This is a genomic window from Nitrospirota bacterium (assembly GCA_040756155.1).
Taxonomy (GTDB): Bacteria; Nitrospirota; Thermodesulfovibrionia; order JACRGW01; family JBFLZU01; genus JBFLZU01.
In genome coordinates this window covers 1-17,286 of record JBFLZU010000096.1, presented here as the reverse complement: position 1 = coordinate 17,286, position 17,286 = coordinate 1, and the positions used below count along the sequence as shown (strand labels likewise).

The window sequence follows — 17,286 nt, the reverse complement described above, 5'->3', positions numbered from 1 at the left end:
GCAAGCCAGCCGGTCTGCACAACTATCACATAGATATTGGCGATAATCGAAAGTAGACCTCCGAATTTGATTACCTCCCAACCAGATGCCTCTGATGCACCCCAGGCAATGAGAAATGCCGTAATGGAAATAGGCAGGAAGAATGCGTAACTCAAGCAGTTTATCACGACCAGCGTGAAGGGCAATATGCTATAACCGAGTGTTTTGGCTATACCGACTGTTAATGGGATAAATGCAGCCCCCATTGCCACAGCGCTAACAATCCCAGCCCTTGCTATATGCATAGCAAATACAAGGATAAATAGCAATAGTAAGACAGGCAGTCCTATACCTTTGACAGGGTCAACAATAATATTCGCAAGCCATGCAACAGCGCCAGATTTATATAATACTGTGCCGAGTGAAATCGCTCCTCCAAGAAGCATCAGGATATCCCACATGATGTGTGGATTTATCTGTTTAAACTTAATCCTGCCCCATGGCATAAACATCAATGCCACAACTGTCAAAGCAACCATACCTGATTTTATCTTGTGAATCTCTTCGGTTACCCATAGAGTTATACCAATACCAAAACATATTAACGCCCATATCTCAGACCAAGAAATCCTCCCTAACTCCTTTTTCATCTTGGGGATTTCTACCTCAGCCCCTGGTATGTCGAGCCCCCTTAACTTGAACCACCAGACTACATAGATAAATAATATTGGCAGGAGACCCCAGAGAGGTAAATTTAACCAGAACCATTGAATCCATGAAATATAGATACCTTCCATGTCTTTAAGGTTTCCAACGAGCATTATGTTAGGGAAGTGACTGGTCAGGATCAGCGGGCCTGTAAAAAGTGGCATCAATCCCGTTATCAAGAGCAGTAGCGCAGTGTTTATTCTTTTGACTTCTGGTAGATGGTTCATTCCTCTCATTAAGGTTCCAACACCTTTCGCTATCGGAAGAAACAGAGCGGTTTCGCTAACAGTTGGGAGTACTCCTCCAATGGCTAAGTCTGAGGCTGAAAGCCCAAGGAGGACTCTCGTCACACGGTTTGACCTCATCGCAGTAGTTATTGTGAGTGCAATCCTTCTGCCAAGGGGTGTGCCCATCATAATTCCTGCGTAGATAAATGCCCCGGCACCTAAGAGGAAGATATCCTTGTTAAATGCATTAAAGGCTTCTGGTATCTTGACCTTAGCGAATATTACAAGTAGAAGTGGCGATGCAAGCCCCACAACAGCCTTTGGAAGTGCATCCGTAACCATACATGTGATGAACCACAGAAAGACACCTAAAACTGATTGGGCTTGGGGTTTTAATCCTGAAACTGTTGGCCCAAAATGCAGTCCGAGGAGGATCGCAAAGGCAATGATCAGTCCGATTGTCTGTCTACGCGTGAATTTCTTTTCTTCCTCTTCTGCTTCCTCTACTGCTGCCATTTTTTCTTCTAAAGTCTTTTCTCTGGCAACTTCTTCCATATTTTTTCACCTCACTTTCTTCTCTTCCAGTTTTTATTGTGAAAACTGGCTTAAAATGGGTTTTCCTGAACCTCTGGGATTATGATATTATTCTATTAGGAAGGAAATAAAAATTCTATCGGCTGGACGATAAAAACAGGATTCAAGGGGGCAAGGGGTCAAGTGAAAATTTAAATACGGTTCAGAATCTTGGCAGGCTTAAGGATAGTAATCTCTTTCTTTGATACTTGGATAAGCCCATCCTCTTCCAGTCGCTTAAGAATTTCGCTGACCGTTTGCTGACAGGAACCTGTCATGGCTGCAATCTGTTCCTGTGTAAGCCTTACTGGAACTGTGATTGGTTCATTCCATGTATCAGGATCAAGTAACTTATGGTAACTAAGGTAGACTAAGAGCTTTAACAATCGAGTAGTTACATCACAGACCATCAGATTTTCAATCTGTTCACCGAGATACCTGAGACGTCTGCCAAGGACTTCCATGACCCTTCTGGCAAGAGGATAGTGGCGGGAAAGGAGAGACTCAAAATTATCTTTTTTTATCTCATACAAACAACAACATGTAATCGCCTGGGCGTTGGCTGCCCTTTCTTTTCCACCTATTACTTCAGCCAATCCAAACATTTCTCCGGTGTGACGAATGAAGACAGTTGATTCCTTCCCTGAGGGACTAATCCGGAAAATCTTGACCTCACCCTTTTCTAAATAGAATGCGGAATCTCCATGGTCTTCTTCAAAGAAGATGAATTCATTCCTCTTTACATAACGTTGTATAGACAGCGAGATAAATTCTCCCTTTTCAGAAGGAAGTCCCCAGAAGAAGTCTTTCTCACTCAGGTGCCACTGTATTTCCATTGATTCACCAGATGTTATAAAGAAAACGATACAATTTCGGAGGAAGTATTATCCTGATTTAATATATTTTAAATCAATCGCACTGATGGGTCAAGTTTTTTCTCACCTCCTCCTTTGGAAAACTACAATGTGTGTTGGGTCAACCTTGACCTTGACCCTGCTGCTAACAGGAAATGTCAATATTGATGATTTAATGGAATGGATGGTCTTTCCATCAGGAAGAAGTAACTTGTAGATAATTTCAGACCCTAAAAACTGGGCATCAATTATTGTGACATCTCCTTCATGGACAATAATAAAATCTACATCATCTGGTCTGACCATTAAATCAACATCTCTATACCCCTCTGGCATATCTCCATTAATCCTGAAGGTCCCTATATCGGAAACAACCAGATTCCCTTCAATTCTTCCAATCACGAAATCCGCCTTTCCTACAAATCCTGCTACAAATCTGCTTTTTGGTTTATGATATATCTCTGTTGGAGTTCCAACCTGCTCAAGCCTTCCCTTATTTAATACACCAACCCTGTCAGAAAGTGAAAACGCCTCTTCCTGGTCATGGGTAACAAGTATTGTCGTTGTTCCCTTCTCTTTTAAAATCCTCTTTGTTTCCGTGCGGAGTTCTAACCGTAAATCAGCGTCGAGATCAGAGAATGGTTCATCTAAAAGCATAACTTTTGGAGAAGGTGCCAATGCCCGAGCGAGGGCAACCCTTTGCTGTTGCCCTCCTGAAAGTTCATGGGGGTATCTCTGCACCATATCAGAGAGACCAATAAGTTCAAGCAGTTCCATTACTCTTTTCTTAAGTTCTATCCGGCTACATCCCTGTAGACCAAAAACAATATTATTAAAGATGGTCATGTGGGGGAAGAGGGCATAGTCCTGGAAGACGATCCCAACACCCCTTTTTTCAGGCTTCTGCCATATCTCACCTGCAACAATTGTCTCTCCTATGACAATGCTTCCTCTATCAGGTGACTCAAGCCCTGCAATGAGTCTGAGAATTGTTGTTTTGCCACAGCCTGAAGGGCCAAGAAGGGAAAAAAACTCTCCCTTTTTCACTTCCATTGTTAAATTAGATACAGCTACTACCTCATTGAAAAACTTAGAAACATTTTTTAATGAGACATAGGCTGGTTCAGTTTCTCTTATGCAAACATCCTTTTCATGTAACCTGAACACCATCTTTACCTCCATTGCTTTTTCTGATTATAAATGTTATCGGGATAAGACCAGAGATTACTATTAATAATGCAGGAAGAGCAGCCATATCCCAGAGGGATTCTGCCGCCTCTACCCAAACCCTTACTGATAGCGTATCAAATGCCAGTGGTCTCAGCATCATCGTGGCTGGAAGTTCCTTCATACAGTCAATAAATACTACCATCCACCCTGTAAAAATGCCGGGTTTTATTAATGGTAGGAGAACCCTTGTCATAGTCCTCCATGTTCCGGCACCGAGGGTTTTTGCTGCATCTTCTACAGACCTTGAGACCGTAAGTATAGAGGACTCCTGAGATTGAACCGTTATTGACAGAAACCTCACTACATAGGCTGATACCAGAATCACTATTCCACCGTAAAGCTGCGGGAAAAACAGATTGGCAACGAGTAATAAACCCACAGCAATGACAGGACCTGGAAGGCTATAGCCCAATGTAGAGGAAAAATATAATACCTTATTTAAAGGGTTCAGATACCTGGCGTGTAGATATGCTATAGGTATTGCCAATATGACCGCGATTGTAGCTCCAAGTGCTGATACAGAAATAGTATTAAATGTGAATTTCACGAATCTGCTGTCCAGCCCAGCCTTAAATATGGCGTCAATACTCCACTTTGTAAGAAGACTGACAGGTGCAAAAAACGCCATTCCAAGAATGATGAGGATGAGGGCTGTAAAGAATATAGTCCTTTTAACATCTACTCCCTTAGGGATAGGCTTCTTAAACTTACCTTTTGTCTGCTCAAATACTCTTCTACCTCTGAAATGATGTTCCAGAATAAGAAGTAAAAGGGTGAGTCCAACCAGTATAGAACCAAGGGCTGATGCACCGAGGAAGTCAAAGCGGGCGGTCATCTGGCGATAAATAGCCTCTGTAAAGGTTGGGTATCTCAAAAGCGCTACGGTGCCGAAATCTGCCATAACCTCCATCAGAACAAGTGCCATACCTGCTATAATGCCCGGATACGCCATACGGATATTTATTAACCAGAGTCTTTTCCATTTTGATACGCCCAATGTCCTTGCAACTTCATCATAAGAAATATTCTGATTCAACAAACTTGCCCGGGTTAATAAATATACATATGGATAATTAACAAGACTTAAGATAAAGGATACTCCCCAGAAACTATATAAAGATGGCATCGTTGATGTATCACCAAAGAGATTAATCCATAATGTCTGGACAACACCACCTGGAGCCATGATACTTGCATAGGCATAGGCAAGGACATATCCTGGCACTGCCAATGGCAGTATCAATGCCCACTCCCATATCCTTTTGCCTTTGAAGTCATAGCGTGTCACTATCATTGCCATCGTTATACCAATCAATACCGTTAATACCCCTACTGCAAACAGGAGCTTGATAGTATTGAGAAGTATAACCTGTAGCCTTGTTTCATAAATCTGTATCCATAAGCCGGCATCAACAGTGATAGCACTGTAAAAAATAATAATGATAGGAGTGGCGGCTAAAATCGCCACTCCTGAAGCTAAGGGAGTAAGTAAAGACATTACCGATACCCAACTTTGTCAATAAGGTCTATAGCTGTCACCATATATCGTCCCATCATCGAGAGGGAAACAGGTGATAAAGTAAAGGTATCCCTTTTCTTCATGTCCGGATGTGCAGGGATTTTAGGATTTACTGGATATTCCCTGTTTTCTTCAGCAAACATTACCTGTCCCTCATTGGATGCCATGAGTTCAATAAACTTCTGTGCAATTTCTTTTTTCTTACTTGTCTTCAGTATGCCTACGCCAGAGACATTATAGGCAGTTTTTGGAGGCATTAAAAATGACAGTGTCTTACTATCATCAGGGTTTTTCCTCAGGTGACCATAGACATAATAATGATTGACAACTGCCACATCCACTTCACCTTTTGCCACAGCCTCTACTGCCCTACTATCAGAGGGATAAATCTTATCCCCTGCATTTTCCACTATTGCCTTTAAAAACTTCTCTGTTGTTGTCTCTCCTTTTTCTGCAATCATCATGGCTGTATGTGATTGAACATACACATTAGAACCTGTCCTTATCCCGAGTCTCCCTTTAAACTTTGGCTTCATCAGGCTTTCATAGGTCTTAATCTCGTCAGGCTTTACCCTCAGGGGATTATATGCAATAACCCTTAATCTAAGAGATAAACCTACCCAACTATTATCAGGTGCCCTCATGGCTGTGGGAATATTTTTTGTGATGACATTTGATTTTATAGGCTGAAGCAGACCTGCTATCCTTGCCCTTTCAAGGATACCTGCGTCCACTGTTAGAAAGACATCAGCAAGCGATCTGTCTCCTTCAGCGATCAGTTTGTTGAAAAGTTCAACTGTTCCTGCAGAATGTAGTTTTACCTCCACCCCTGTCTTTCTGGTAAATTCATCAAGCACAGGTCTAATAAGCCTCTCTCCCCTGCCCGAATAGACTATTAATTCTTCTGCTGTTGCTACACCAACTATACCATACTGGAACATCAGTATGCTCAACAAGAACACAGATATTTTAATCACTTTTAATCTTTCAACCATTATCTTTCCCCCCTCTTATGTAATGCCTCCTTTTAAATCTCAATTTTAAAATGATAATCATTATCATTATATAGCCAAAAAATTATTTACACTCTTTACACAGACCGTATATTTCTAACTTATGTCTCAAGGGGGTAAATTCGTTTGCTTCTGCAAGTCTGTCCTGGAGTCTTTCGATCTTAACATCGTTGATCTCTATAAATCTCCCGCATTTGAGACAGATAAGATGATCATGGTGCTTGTATCCATATTTTTGTTCGTATCTCGTTTTTTTCGTACCGACCTTTATTTCATCTGCTAAGCCACACTCACACATCAATTTCAGATTGCGATGTACCGTTGCATAACCTATATCTGGATTCCTCTTTTTCAGGGTATTATACAGATCATCGACGGTGATATGTTTGTTCGCTGAAATAAATGCATCGAGAATTTCACCCCTTTGCAAGGTATGCCGTAAGCCTTTCTTTTCTAAATAACCTGAAAAAATATCTCTTGCTTCTTTTATACCCATAGAACACAGTATTAATATTGATAATCTATATCAATAATATCAAAGAACATATAACTTGTCAAGCTTTTTCTTTGAGAAGCCCTTTTTCTATTGACAAAATCACCTTTGAGGTGTAAAAAGTCTTACAGGGGGTGTAATTATGGAAATGTTAGATATTCTCAGGGCTGTAGTTGAAAAGAAGGCATCTGATATCCATATCGTTGTTGGAAAACCACCGATGGTGAGGGTATATGGACATATTCAGCCACTTGAAGGATTTCCCGAACTCACAGCAGAAGACTCCAAGAAACTTATCTATAGCCTTCTCTATGAAGACCAGATACAGAGGTTTGAAGAGAAACTCGAACTTGACTGCTCATACAATGTCCCAGGATTAAGCAGATTCAGGGTAAACGTCCTTCTACAGAAAAACGGGGTGGAGGCGGTGCTGAGGTTAATACCCTCAAAGATACCTGACCCGAAATCCCTGAGGCTCTCTCCAGCAATCCTTGAACTTACAAAACTCCCTCGTGGTATGATACTCGTGACAGGACCAACAGGCTCTGGAAAATCAACCACACTTGCTTCACTTATAGATATCATAAATGCGGAACGAAAGGAGCATATCCTTACAATCGAAGACCCTATAGAATTCGTTTATGAGAGTAAGGGATGCATCGTAAGACAGAGAGAGGTTGGCGCCCAGACGCATTCTTTTTCAGAAGCGCTTAAACATGCTTTAAGACAGGACCCTGATATCATCCTTGTTGGAGAGATGCGAGACCTTGAAACCATCTCACTCGCAGTAAGCGCTGCAGAGACAGGTCATCTCGTATTCGGCACACTCCATACCCAGGATGCACCACAGACGGTAGACAGGGTGGTTGATGTCTTTCCACCACATCAACAGCAACAGATAAGGGTCCAGTTATCCACAACACTGAAGGCAGTAATATGTCAACAGTTAATACCGCGTGCGGATGGGAATGGAAGGGCTGCAGCGAGGGAAGTCATGATAGTAACACCTGCTATAGCCAATCTGATTCGTGAGGGAAAAACACACCAGATATATAGTGCTATAGAGACAGGCTTAAAGTTCGGCATGATAAGTATGGATATGTCTCTCGCAGAACTTGTAAAGGAGAAACTTGTTACATTAGAGGAAGCGATGTCAAAGGCACAGAATCCCGAGGCGGTTAGAACAAGAGCAGGTGCACTTGGGGCACCACCATCTATGGGTGTGAAGGTATGACCAAAGAAAGGAGTTCACCATGAAGATAGATGAACTGTTGAGGACATTGGTCGAGAGGGGTGGCTCTGACTTACATCTCAAGGTAGGACGTCCACCGATGATGAGGATTAAAGGAGAACTTTTACCTGCTGATTTTCCTGAGATCTCAAAAGACGGGATGAATGAGATGCTTCACTCCCTACTTTCTGATCTCCAGATAAAAAAACTCGAAGAGGAAAGAGAACTTGATTTCTCATATCTTGTTGAGGGACTGGCAAGATTCAGAGGAAACACATTTCACCAGATGGGTTATCTCGGTGCAGTATTCAGAGTGATACCGGTCGAGATCAAGACTGTGGAAGAACTCGGCTTACCACTTGTCTTGAAGGAACTTGTCCATAGAAGACAGGGGATTGTACTTGTCACAGGACCTACAGGCTCTGGAAAATCCACCACACTTGCGGCAATGATCGACCATGTTAATGAATCGCGTAACGACCACATCATAACTATAGAAGACCCTGTAGAATTTGTGCACAGGGATAAGAAATGCACGATTAATCAGCGTGAGGTCGGTTTTGATACAAGGTCATTCTCAGAGGCATTAAAAAGGGCATTAAGACAGGACCCCGATATAATCCTCGTTGGAGAAATGAGAGACCCTGAGACAATCTCGATAGCGATGACTGCCGCAGAAACAGGTCACCTCGTATTCAGCACACTTCATACAAATGATGCAAAGCAGTCTATAGACCGCATAATAGACACATTTCCACCCGAACAGCAACACCAGGTGAGGATGCAGCTTGCTATGACACTTGCTGCCACTGTATCGCAGAGACTCGTAAAAAAATCTGATGGCTCAGGGAGGATTGCAGTTCTTGAGATAATGATAAATACACCCACTATCCGCAAGATGATCGAAGAAGGTAAAACAGGGGCAATAGATAAAGCGATACACGATTCTGCATCGCTATATAAGATGCAGACGATGAATCAGCACCTATTCGAGTATGTGAAGGAAGGTGCAATAACAAAAGAGGACGCACTTAACATAAGCAATAATCCGAATGACCTCAGGATAATGCTCCAGACCCAGATGCCTGTGGAAGAGCCAGCACCACAACCACAGCAAAAACCATCGCCATTTGCCCAGAAACCTTCAGGGCTGGAGGGCAGATATGGAAGGTAACATTGAGTCTCTCAGAACTATCCCGGTATTCACCAGTATAAGCGAAGAAACTCTACGCTCCTTAGCCTTACTCTTGAAAGAAAATAAATACTTAAAAGGAGAATACATAATCCGTGAAGGTGAACAGGCAGATAGCATGTATATACTCCATTCAGGAGAGGTTGAGGTGAGAAAGGTTATAGACAGCAAGACAGGTAAATACAAGATACTTGCAATACTTGAGGAGGGTGATGTCTTCGGTGAAATGGCAGTCTTTGGTGAAAAGTTCCGCTCTGCAGATGTAGTAGCAAGAAAAGACTGTTCGCTCTGGAAGATAGATTGTAGTGACCTTTTCGATGTCATTAATACTGACCCTAAAAGTGGCATTCGCCTTCTTGAGGTCATAATAGCAATACTCATATCAAGGATAAAGTCACTAAACAGGGAACTCACAACACTTTATGAGTTAGGAAGGTTGATCCCTCAGGCTGAGGACATAAATGCACTAACAGGTATGGTGTTTGAACAGTTAATGAATGACATAGAACCTGCAAAGGCAGGATTCATTGCTATATGGAATAAATACAACGAGGAGTTTGATATATACCAGTCGGCAAATATCAAAAAGGTACACCATATAGAAAAGAGTGACCCTGTTGCTGTATGGATACTTGAAAATAAGTCTTCTCTTCTTATCAAAGACACAGGGATAGAGAAAAGGTTTAAAGACAGATTCTATTCAGGCCGTTCTATGATTGCCTCCCCACTCATATACAATGGTGAAATCACTGGCTTTATACTCCTCAGCAACCCTTCGAGGAAGAATGCCTTTACATACAGCCATATGGTTCTCCTCTCTACAGCATGTAATCAGGTTACTGCAAGGCTGAAGGAGATCGAACGAAGAGGGGAAGAAAAACTCAGGGAGCGGTTAGGAGAGGGGAAATTGATGGTCAGTCTGTATCCAACTGTTGGCCCCTGAGCGGGCTATATGGAAGATCACCCATAGTTCTTACACCCAGTCTTTCCTTTGAATCGGGGGTTGAATACGCAGGAAGGCTTCCCTTTTTAAAATACTCTATATATCTCACTCTACTCTCATTTGTGGCTAATAGCCCAGTCTCTGCATCCACCTCTGCTGCAACAATTCCATCCGGTATGATGAAATTAGACGGAGGGATAGTCTCAAGTATCTCACGCATCAAAGATACCCATATTGGGCTGGCAGCCCTTGCGCCTGTCTCACCAGGACCGAGGGGCTGTCTATTGTCAAAACCGACCCATACCCCTGCTACAATCTCAGGTGTATATCCAATAAACCATGCATCCCTGTATTCATTTGTAGTGCCAGTCTTTCCTACAACTGCCCTGCCGAGTGACTTAGCCCTCCAGCCTGTTCCATATTTAACCACATCCTCCATCATATTTGTTATCAGAAATGATGCCTCTTTACTTATAACCCCTTGACCTTCAGGTTGATTTGTCTCAAGGATGTTATCTTTTGAATCCAGAATATACTTTATTGTTAATGGCTTCATCTTAACACCACCATTTGCAAAGGTACTATATGCTAAGGTCAATTCAAGGGGTGTGACATCGCATGAACCGAGCGCTATAGTAAAATCACGCTCAAATGGTCCACCGATTCCCAGTTTCCTGGCAAAATCGATTACACTGTCAACACCTATTTTCTCAAGCAATTTTACCGTGACTACATTCCTTGAATAGGCGAGAGCTGTTCTTAACATTGTTGGTCCATAATATTTTTTATCGTAGTTCTCAGGACTCCATCCCGCCTTGAATGCAGTTTCATCATAAGTCACAGGTTCATCGATAATGATGCTTGACGGTGTAAATCCCCGCTCAATAGCCGATGCATATACAATTGGTTTGAATGCCGAGCCTGCCTGTCGTCTTGCGAATAATACTCTGTTATATTCACTTCTCGTAAAATCGTATCCTCCAACCATCGCCTTTATATATCCTGTAGATGGTTCAATAACTACAATTGCACCTTCAACTACCGGTTCCTGTTCAAGGCTAAATGATACTCCTTTCTGTGATTTTGATTTTAACCGCACCCTCACTACATCGCCTTTCTTGAGTATGTCGCTTACATTAAGTTCTTTATATTCCTTTATCCTGCCTCCTTTAGTCAAAACTCTTCCAGCCCATAACATATCCTCAAGGGCTATCCTGCCGACAATACCCCTTGCCCTGACCACTGCATAATCTTTTGTAACCTTTATTACAGTCCCATTGAATATCTCTCCAGAAATCATAACAACAGAGTGTGTTGCCTTATTATCTGCCTTCTTTTTCTTCTTCTCCTTTATAACATCTATATGCTCTATCGGTCCTCTGTATCCCTGTCTTTTATCTATCTCACGAAGTCCTTCCTGTAGCGCCTTTATTGCAGCCCTCTGCATCCTCCTGTCAAGCGTTGTATATACCCTGAGCCCACCTTTATAGACGCTTTCACTACCATATTTGTCCTCAAGGTATCTGCGTACATGTTCGAGGAAATACTGCATATTGTCATCCCGTTTCCTTAGGTTTATAAACCTTATGGGTTGCTGCCAGAGTTTCTCTGCTGCGCCCTTCTTGATAAAACCTTCTGATTCCATCCTTTCAAGGACTGTAATCTGTCTAAATCGTGCCTTTTCAAGGTCATTGTATGGGGAGTATATCATAGGTGACTTGATTAGACCTGCAAGCAGGGCTGCTTCAGCAGTTGAAAGGGATTCTGCCGATTTTCCAAAGTATGTTCTTGAAGCCATCTCTACACCGTAGGCACCATGTCCAAAATATATCTTGTTGAGATATAACTCAAGTATCTGATTTTTTGTGAGAGTCTTCTCCATCTTTATAGCAAGATAAGCCTCTTTAATCTTTCTTTTTATGCTCTTCTCAGGCGTGAGGAATACAACCTTTGCGAGCTGCTGGGTTATGGTGCTTCCACCCTCTTTAATACTTACATAGAGTATGTCTTTTATCGCAGCCCTCGCTATAGCAATATAATCAAGACCTTTGTGTTCATAAAACCTTGAATCCTCAATTGCGATAACTGCATTTTTAAGGCTTTTGGGGATGGCATTCAGCGGAACATATATTCCCTTTTCGATATTGAATTCTCCAATCAGTTCACCATCGTCTCCATAGACCTTTGTACCATCAAAATGCTGTTGTTTCTTTAATGAATCAACTGATGGGAGATCACCCTTCAGGGAATATACAAAACCACCAGCGATTCCCGCGGAGATGACTATAAATATAACAATCAGAAGAAGGCCAAACCTTATCTTGCCTTGCATAATTAATAATACCATATGGGGTATGTCGAATACAAGGGGAGGAGGATTAGTTTTACCTGCACATTCACTGACCCGATTCAACTTTCTGTTGAAAATTCAGAGACAAATATAGTATATTTTTATAGATACCATCTAAAACAACCCGTGTAGAATATCAACACGAGTTACCGTTCATATAAATAAAAAGCTCAAGACATCGGGCATCTTTTTAGGGATTGTTCAAAAAGTTGCTCATGGAAAGTAACATATGAGTGAATGATGAAAATATGTAATTCACAGTTTGACCCCAAAACTTTAATCTAAAGTCACATGAGCCCTTTCAAAAAAGAAGTGCATGTATTTATTGTCTCTGATGCGACAGGTATGACGGCAGAGATGGTAATCAGTGCGGTTCTGGTGCAATTCAAAGAGATAAAACCGATCTTCAAGAGATTTCCTTATATCAAGACCAAGGAGCAAATCAAGACGATTCTGATCAAGGCTGAAGCAGTGCAAGGTATCGTCATTTATTCACTGGTATCACATGAACTCAGGAGATGGATTAATAAAGAAAAGCGGAAAATGGGTATTTATACTATTGATCTTCTTGGCCCATTGCTGGATCGTATAGGAAAGCTATGGAATATGATTCCTATATTGAAGCCTGGGCTTTTAAGAGGGATTGGAGAAGAGTCGCTTCGCCTTGCCGAATCGATTGACTTTACCCTGAAGCATGATGACGGACAAGGCTTGGAGACTGTGGAGAAGGCAGATCTTATCATACTTGGCGTTTCAAGAACCTCCAAGACTCCCACCAGTCTTTATCTTTCATGTAACAATGGTTTGAAAGTGGCCAATGTGCCTATTATCCTGGATATGAAACCACCAGATAAGGTTTTAACGATAAAAATTCAAAAGGTTGGCTTTACTATCTCTCCAGAGAGACTCGTCTTTCTAAGGCAAAAGAGGCTTAAATACGCAGGACTCACCGATTATACGGACATAACATACATTAAGAAGGAACTGGGATACAGTCATCGGATATTTAATCAGATAAAGGGATTGCAGGTTATAGATGTCACAAATAGCTCCATAGAGGAGCTTGCTAACAAGATAATAGAGGATAGAATGGGAATCGTGAGGAGAACATGAAAACAGATAAGGGAAGGGGTTGATTTCCCTATGAAAAAACATAATTTTGTGCTGTGGTTCAAGGACTTGAGCAAAGAAGACATTCCGCTTGTCGGGGGCAAATGTGCCAATTTGGGAGAACTCTCTGGTAAGATTGGCGTGCCTGTTCCAAATGGTTTTGCCATTTCAGCACATGCATACCGGGTATTTTTAGGAAAAAATCGTGCAGGCGAAAAAATCAGTGCCCTTTTAGCTGATATAAACATGGATAACATAGGATCCGTACAAGAAATATCGCATCGAATCAGAACATACATGGAAAGCCTTCCAATGCCAAATGAGATAGGAAGTGCAATCCTAAAGGCATACAGGCATCTCTGCGAAAAACTTGGCAAGAAGAATGTAGCAGTGGCTGTGAGGTCTTCCGCCACAGCCGAGGACTTGCCTGGCGCCAGTTTTGCAGGCCAGCAGGATACCTTCTTGAATGTGACACAGGAAACCCTTTTAAAGCGAGTTCAGCAGTGCTGGAGCTCCCTCTTCACGCCCAGAGCCATTACCTACCGAAAGGAAAAGGGTTTTGCTCATGACGAGGTGCTCATCAGTGTTGCTGTTCAAGAGATGATTGACTCGCAGGTATCAGGGGTCATGTTCACCTTAGAGCCAGTGAGTGGCGATAGAGATAAAGTGGTTATCAATGCCTCCTGGGGGCTTGGCGAAGCCATCGTAGGTGGTCAGGTAACACCTGATGAATATGTTGTTGAAAAAGGGACTTTTCGAACTGTGGACAAACGCATCGTGAAAAAAGAAAGGCAGATTATTCCCGACAAAAAGGGAGGCACAAAATGGACCATGGTTTCCAAGAACATGCAGGACAGACCTGCACTGACTGACGAGGCTATTATTCGCTTAGCAAAATATGGTGTTCAGATAGAGAATCACTATAGTGTTCCTCAGGATATTGAATGGACTACAAACAAAGATGGTCGCATCTTCATTCTTCAAGCAAGGCCTGAGACCGTGCACGTGACAAGGGTGGAAGCAAAAAAAAGAGAGAGGAGAGATCTTATGGAACAAAACATCATCGTTCGAGGATTAGGTGTGAGCCCTGGACAAGGGTCAGGGGAGGTTAGAATCATTTTGAATGTCAAGGATATCTCAAATTTTCAAGAAGGCAGAGTCTTGGTTACCGAGATGACCACGCCCGATTGGGTTCCGGCCATGAAAAATGCCTCTGCCATTGTCACTGACTTGGGTGGTAAAACCTGTCACGCTGCTATTGTTAGCCGGGAGCTTGGAGTTCCCTGTGTGGTTGGCACCGAGGATGCCACAAAGGTTCTTAAAGATGGCGAGATGGTAACGGTAGATGGGCAGCGAGGTCTTGTATTTAAGGGGAGAGATATGAAACAAGAAGAAGTCAAAGCACCATTAGTACCTTTAGATATGGCGAGTCAGGTAATAACAGCCACTAAGGTATATGTGAATTTGTCTATTCCCGAGATTGCCAAGAAAGTAGCCCAGGAAACCCATGCAGATGGTGTCGGCCTCTTGAGGGCTGAACACATGATGCTTAGCATTGGAAAACATCCGAGGCTCCTCTTGGAAGAAAGCGGTGATCAGGTAATGATTGACACCTTTTCACGTGGTATCGGGCAGGTAGCTGAGGCGTTCTTTCCACGCCCAGTGGTCTACAGATTCCTTGATTTTAAGCCCGACGAATTTCTTGAGTTGCAAGGTGGAGAAAAATATGAAAGAGATCATGTTGGACCAAACCCTATGATTGGCTACCGTGGTGAATACAGGTATATAAAAGAAGATGATATCTTCAGGCTTGAGCTTAAGGCAATCAGGCAGGCTAGGGAGACGATGGGATTTACCAATATCTGGGTAATGGTTCCCTTTGTTAGAACCCTCGAGGTCTTCCGAAAAACGGTCGAGATCATGCGTGAAGAAGGATTGGACAATCGGTCTGTTCGTGATTTTCAACTCTGGATCATGGTGGAGGTTCCTAGCGCGTGTTTTATGATTGAGGAGTTCTGCAGAGAGGGCATAGATGGAGTGAGCTTTGGGACTAATGATCTGACCATGCTTATACTTGGCGTGGATCGAAATGATGTGTCCGTGCAGGAGGTTTATGATGAGAGGAATCTGGCTGTCCTGAGGGCTATTGCTTACACCATCGCTGTATGTAAGAAACACGGGGTGACCACATCTATCTGTGGGCAGGCTCCCAGTGTATATCCGGATTATCTGGAGTTTATGATTCGTTGTGGCTGCACATCGATTTCAGTGAATCCTGATGTGGTTGTGGCATCAAGGAGAATGGTAGCCATGATGGAGCATAAGATCCAAATGGAAAAGGCATTGGGGATTGTATCAAAGGCAAGGATAGCGAAGATACCCATGGAGGATATATTCTTTTGGAGATCGGTGGAATAGTGACTGACAGGCAAGTCTGTCAACAAGTCGAGCAGAATATCTTTACAGGTTCAAATCCCGTGAGATTTAACCGTTCTCATCGCTATGAAGGGCTGATAAACTATATTGCCAGCAAATATTGTAATACAGCAGAGATTGGTATTGGCTATTTTCCTGATGTTGCCTTTGCCTTGCTCGAAAAAGGGGTGCAGGTCTTTGCAACTGATATTCGACCATTTCAATATATCGGACTTAAGGTCGTCGTAGACGACATCATGAACCCGGATATTTCTATATACACATCAGTAGATCTTATATATTCACTAAGACCCCCTCCGGAGCTCGTTCCTTACATGGTGAGGCTGGCAAGGATACATCCGACAGACTTGATTGTCAAACCTCTGACCTCGGAATACTTAGATGGACGATTAATCTGTCACGGAAACACCACATTTTTCTTATGGAACTTCTTATGAAAAAAGGGGAGGAGTCAAAAAGAATGCATCTTTCTAAGAGAAAGGTCATTTATCTGGTTGGCGAAGGCACAGGGGAAACGATTAGTAAGATCGCCAAGGCATCTCTTGCCCAGTTCAGTCGGGAAAAGTTCGAGGTGAAGACCTTTTTTTTGGTCAAAGACAAGACACACATCTCACGTATTGCCAAACAGGCAGCAGAGGATAAGGCACTCGTGGCCTTTACAATAGTTCAGCCAAGTTTGAGGGATTTTTTAATCCAGGAGTCCGGGCGCTTGGGAATAAAGGCTATTGATGTCATTGGTGATTTTATTGTGCAGTTGTCCATCTTTTTGAGAGAAAAACCGATGGCGATTCCTGGACGACAGTACATTCTGGACGAAGACTACTACCGAAGAATTGAGGCGGTCAACTTTGCAGTCAAGCATGACGATGGAAAGATGCCCCAAGATATAAAACTGGCTGACCTGATTCTTGTGGGTCTATCTCGAACAGGCAAGACACCCCTCTCGACCTATCTTGCCAACCAGGGATGGAAGGTCGCCAATATCCCCCTTCATCCAGATATAGACCCTCCAGAAGAGCTATTTCAGGTAAATCAGCGTAAGGTTTTTGGTCTTATAATTAATGTAGAGACCCTCGTGAAGTTCAGAGAGGCGAGATTGAAGCAATTGGGTCTTGCACCCTATGCGAAGTATGCCGATCCTGTCATGATAGCTGACGAGATCGAGTGGTGTAAGGCGTTTTTCAAACAGAATCTACATTGGCGGGTCTTGGATATCTCAAACAGGGCTATTGAGGAAGCTGCTGCAAGCATCCTCAGGGCTTACCAGACCAAGAAAAAGCCAACTTAACCAGATGGAAAAGGGGACGGGAGGCTGTCCCAAAATGGTGGCATGAAATCTGCATATTATTTTGTAGTTTTTTGAAAGGAGGCAGGTGCATGTCATTTAAAGAATATAATCAAGATCAACCATTTCTCTTACCATTGTCC

The 17,286-nt window shown here is 42.6% G+C and carries 14 protein-coding genes; 7 read left to right on the top strand and 7 right to left on the bottom strand.

Features of this window, described 5'->3' with window-relative positions:
* The 6 genes from AB1488_09385 to AB1488_09360 all read right to left on the bottom strand — a co-directional run.
* On the bottom strand, positions 1-1,469 hold a 1,469-nt coding region (locus AB1488_09385; protein MEW6410302.1), incomplete at its 3' end, for an SLC13 family permease.
* A 170-nt stretch (positions 1,470-1,639) separates the two neighbouring features.
* A complete protein-coding gene (locus AB1488_09380) occupies positions 1,640-2,323 on the bottom strand; it encodes a Crp/Fnr family transcriptional regulator (GenBank protein MEW6410301.1) in 684 nt (227 codons plus the stop codon).
* 102 nt (positions 2,324-2,425) lie between these two features.
* Positions 2,426-3,511 (bottom strand): ABC transporter ATP-binding protein, encoded by a 1,086-nt coding sequence (locus AB1488_09375; protein MEW6410300.1) that lies wholly within the window; start codon positions 3,509-3,511, stop codon positions 2,426-2,428.
* Positions 3,492-5,069 (bottom strand): iron ABC transporter permease, encoded by a 1,578-nt coding sequence (locus AB1488_09370; protein MEW6410299.1) that lies wholly within the window; start codon positions 5,067-5,069, stop codon positions 3,492-3,494. The genes AB1488_09375 and AB1488_09370 overlap by 20 nt, the downstream gene beginning before the upstream one ends.
* Positions 5,069-6,085, bottom strand: a complete 1,017-nt coding sequence (locus AB1488_09365) for an extracellular solute-binding protein (GenBank protein MEW6410298.1) — start codon at positions 6,083-6,085, stop codon at positions 5,069-5,071. The genes AB1488_09370 and AB1488_09365 overlap by 1 nt, the downstream gene beginning before the upstream one ends.
* An 82-nt stretch (positions 6,086-6,167) precedes the next feature.
* Positions 6,168-6,599, bottom strand: a complete 432-nt coding sequence (locus AB1488_09360; GenBank protein ID MEW6410297.1) for a transcriptional repressor — start codon at positions 6,597-6,599, stop codon at positions 6,168-6,170.
* 139 nt (positions 6,600-6,738) lie between these two features.
* On the opposite strand from AB1488_09360, the gene AB1488_09355 reads away from it, so the two are divergent.
* Genes AB1488_09355 through AB1488_09345 form a run of 3 tightly spaced genes read left to right on the top strand, consistent with a single transcriptional unit; the run spans position 6,739 to position 9,962 of the window.
* Positions 6,739-7,830, top strand: coding sequence for a type IV pilus twitching motility protein PilT (locus AB1488_09355; protein ID MEW6410296.1), 1,092 nt, complete (start codon positions 6,739-6,741; stop codon positions 7,828-7,830).
* 19 nt (positions 7,831-7,849) lie between these two features.
* Positions 7,850-9,001, top strand: a complete 1,152-nt coding sequence (locus AB1488_09350) for a type IV pilus twitching motility protein PilT (protein ID MEW6410295.1) — start codon at positions 7,850-7,852, stop codon at positions 8,999-9,001.
* Positions 8,991-9,962, top strand: coding sequence for a cyclic nucleotide-binding domain-containing protein (locus AB1488_09345; GenBank protein ID MEW6410294.1), 972 nt, complete (start codon positions 8,991-8,993; stop codon positions 9,960-9,962). The genes AB1488_09350 and AB1488_09345 overlap by 11 nt, the downstream gene beginning before the upstream one ends.
* Here AB1488_09345 and AB1488_09340 read toward each other — a convergent pair.
* The gene (locus AB1488_09340; protein ID MEW6410293.1) at positions 9,934-12,294 is read right to left on the bottom strand and encodes a PBP1A family penicillin-binding protein; all 2,361 of its coding nucleotides are present in this window, start codon (positions 12,292-12,294) and stop codon (positions 9,934-9,936) included. The two genes, AB1488_09345 and AB1488_09340, sit on opposite strands and share 29 nt — an antisense overlap.
* 309 nt (positions 12,295-12,603) lie before the next feature.
* Here AB1488_09340 and AB1488_09335 point away from each other — a divergent pair, with 309 nt between their 5' ends.
* From AB1488_09335 to AB1488_09320, 4 genes are read left to right on the top strand one after another with little or no spacing between them, the layout of a single operon-like run.
* Entirely contained in the window at positions 12,604-13,425 is an 822-nt protein-coding gene (locus tag AB1488_09335) for a pyruvate, water dikinase regulatory protein (GenBank protein MEW6410292.1), read from the top strand.
* Between the two features lie 30 nt (positions 13,426-13,455).
* Positions 13,456-15,840, top strand: coding sequence for a phosphoenolpyruvate synthase (ppsA, locus tag AB1488_09330; protein MEW6410291.1), 2,385 nt, complete (start codon positions 13,456-13,458; stop codon positions 15,838-15,840).
* On the top strand, positions 15,822-16,295 hold the full coding sequence (locus tag AB1488_09325) for a UPF0146 family protein (GenBank protein MEW6410290.1): 474 nt from the start codon (positions 15,822-15,824) through the stop codon (positions 16,293-16,295). Before ppsA ends, AB1488_09325 begins: the two co-directional genes overlap by 19 nt.
* Before the next feature lie 23 nt (positions 16,296-16,318).
* Complete coding sequence (locus AB1488_09320; GenBank protein ID MEW6410289.1) at positions 16,319-17,146, top strand: pyruvate, water dikinase regulatory protein; 828 nt, start codon at positions 16,319-16,321, stop codon at positions 17,144-17,146.
* The last annotated feature ends 140 nt before the right edge of the window (positions 17,147-17,286 follow it).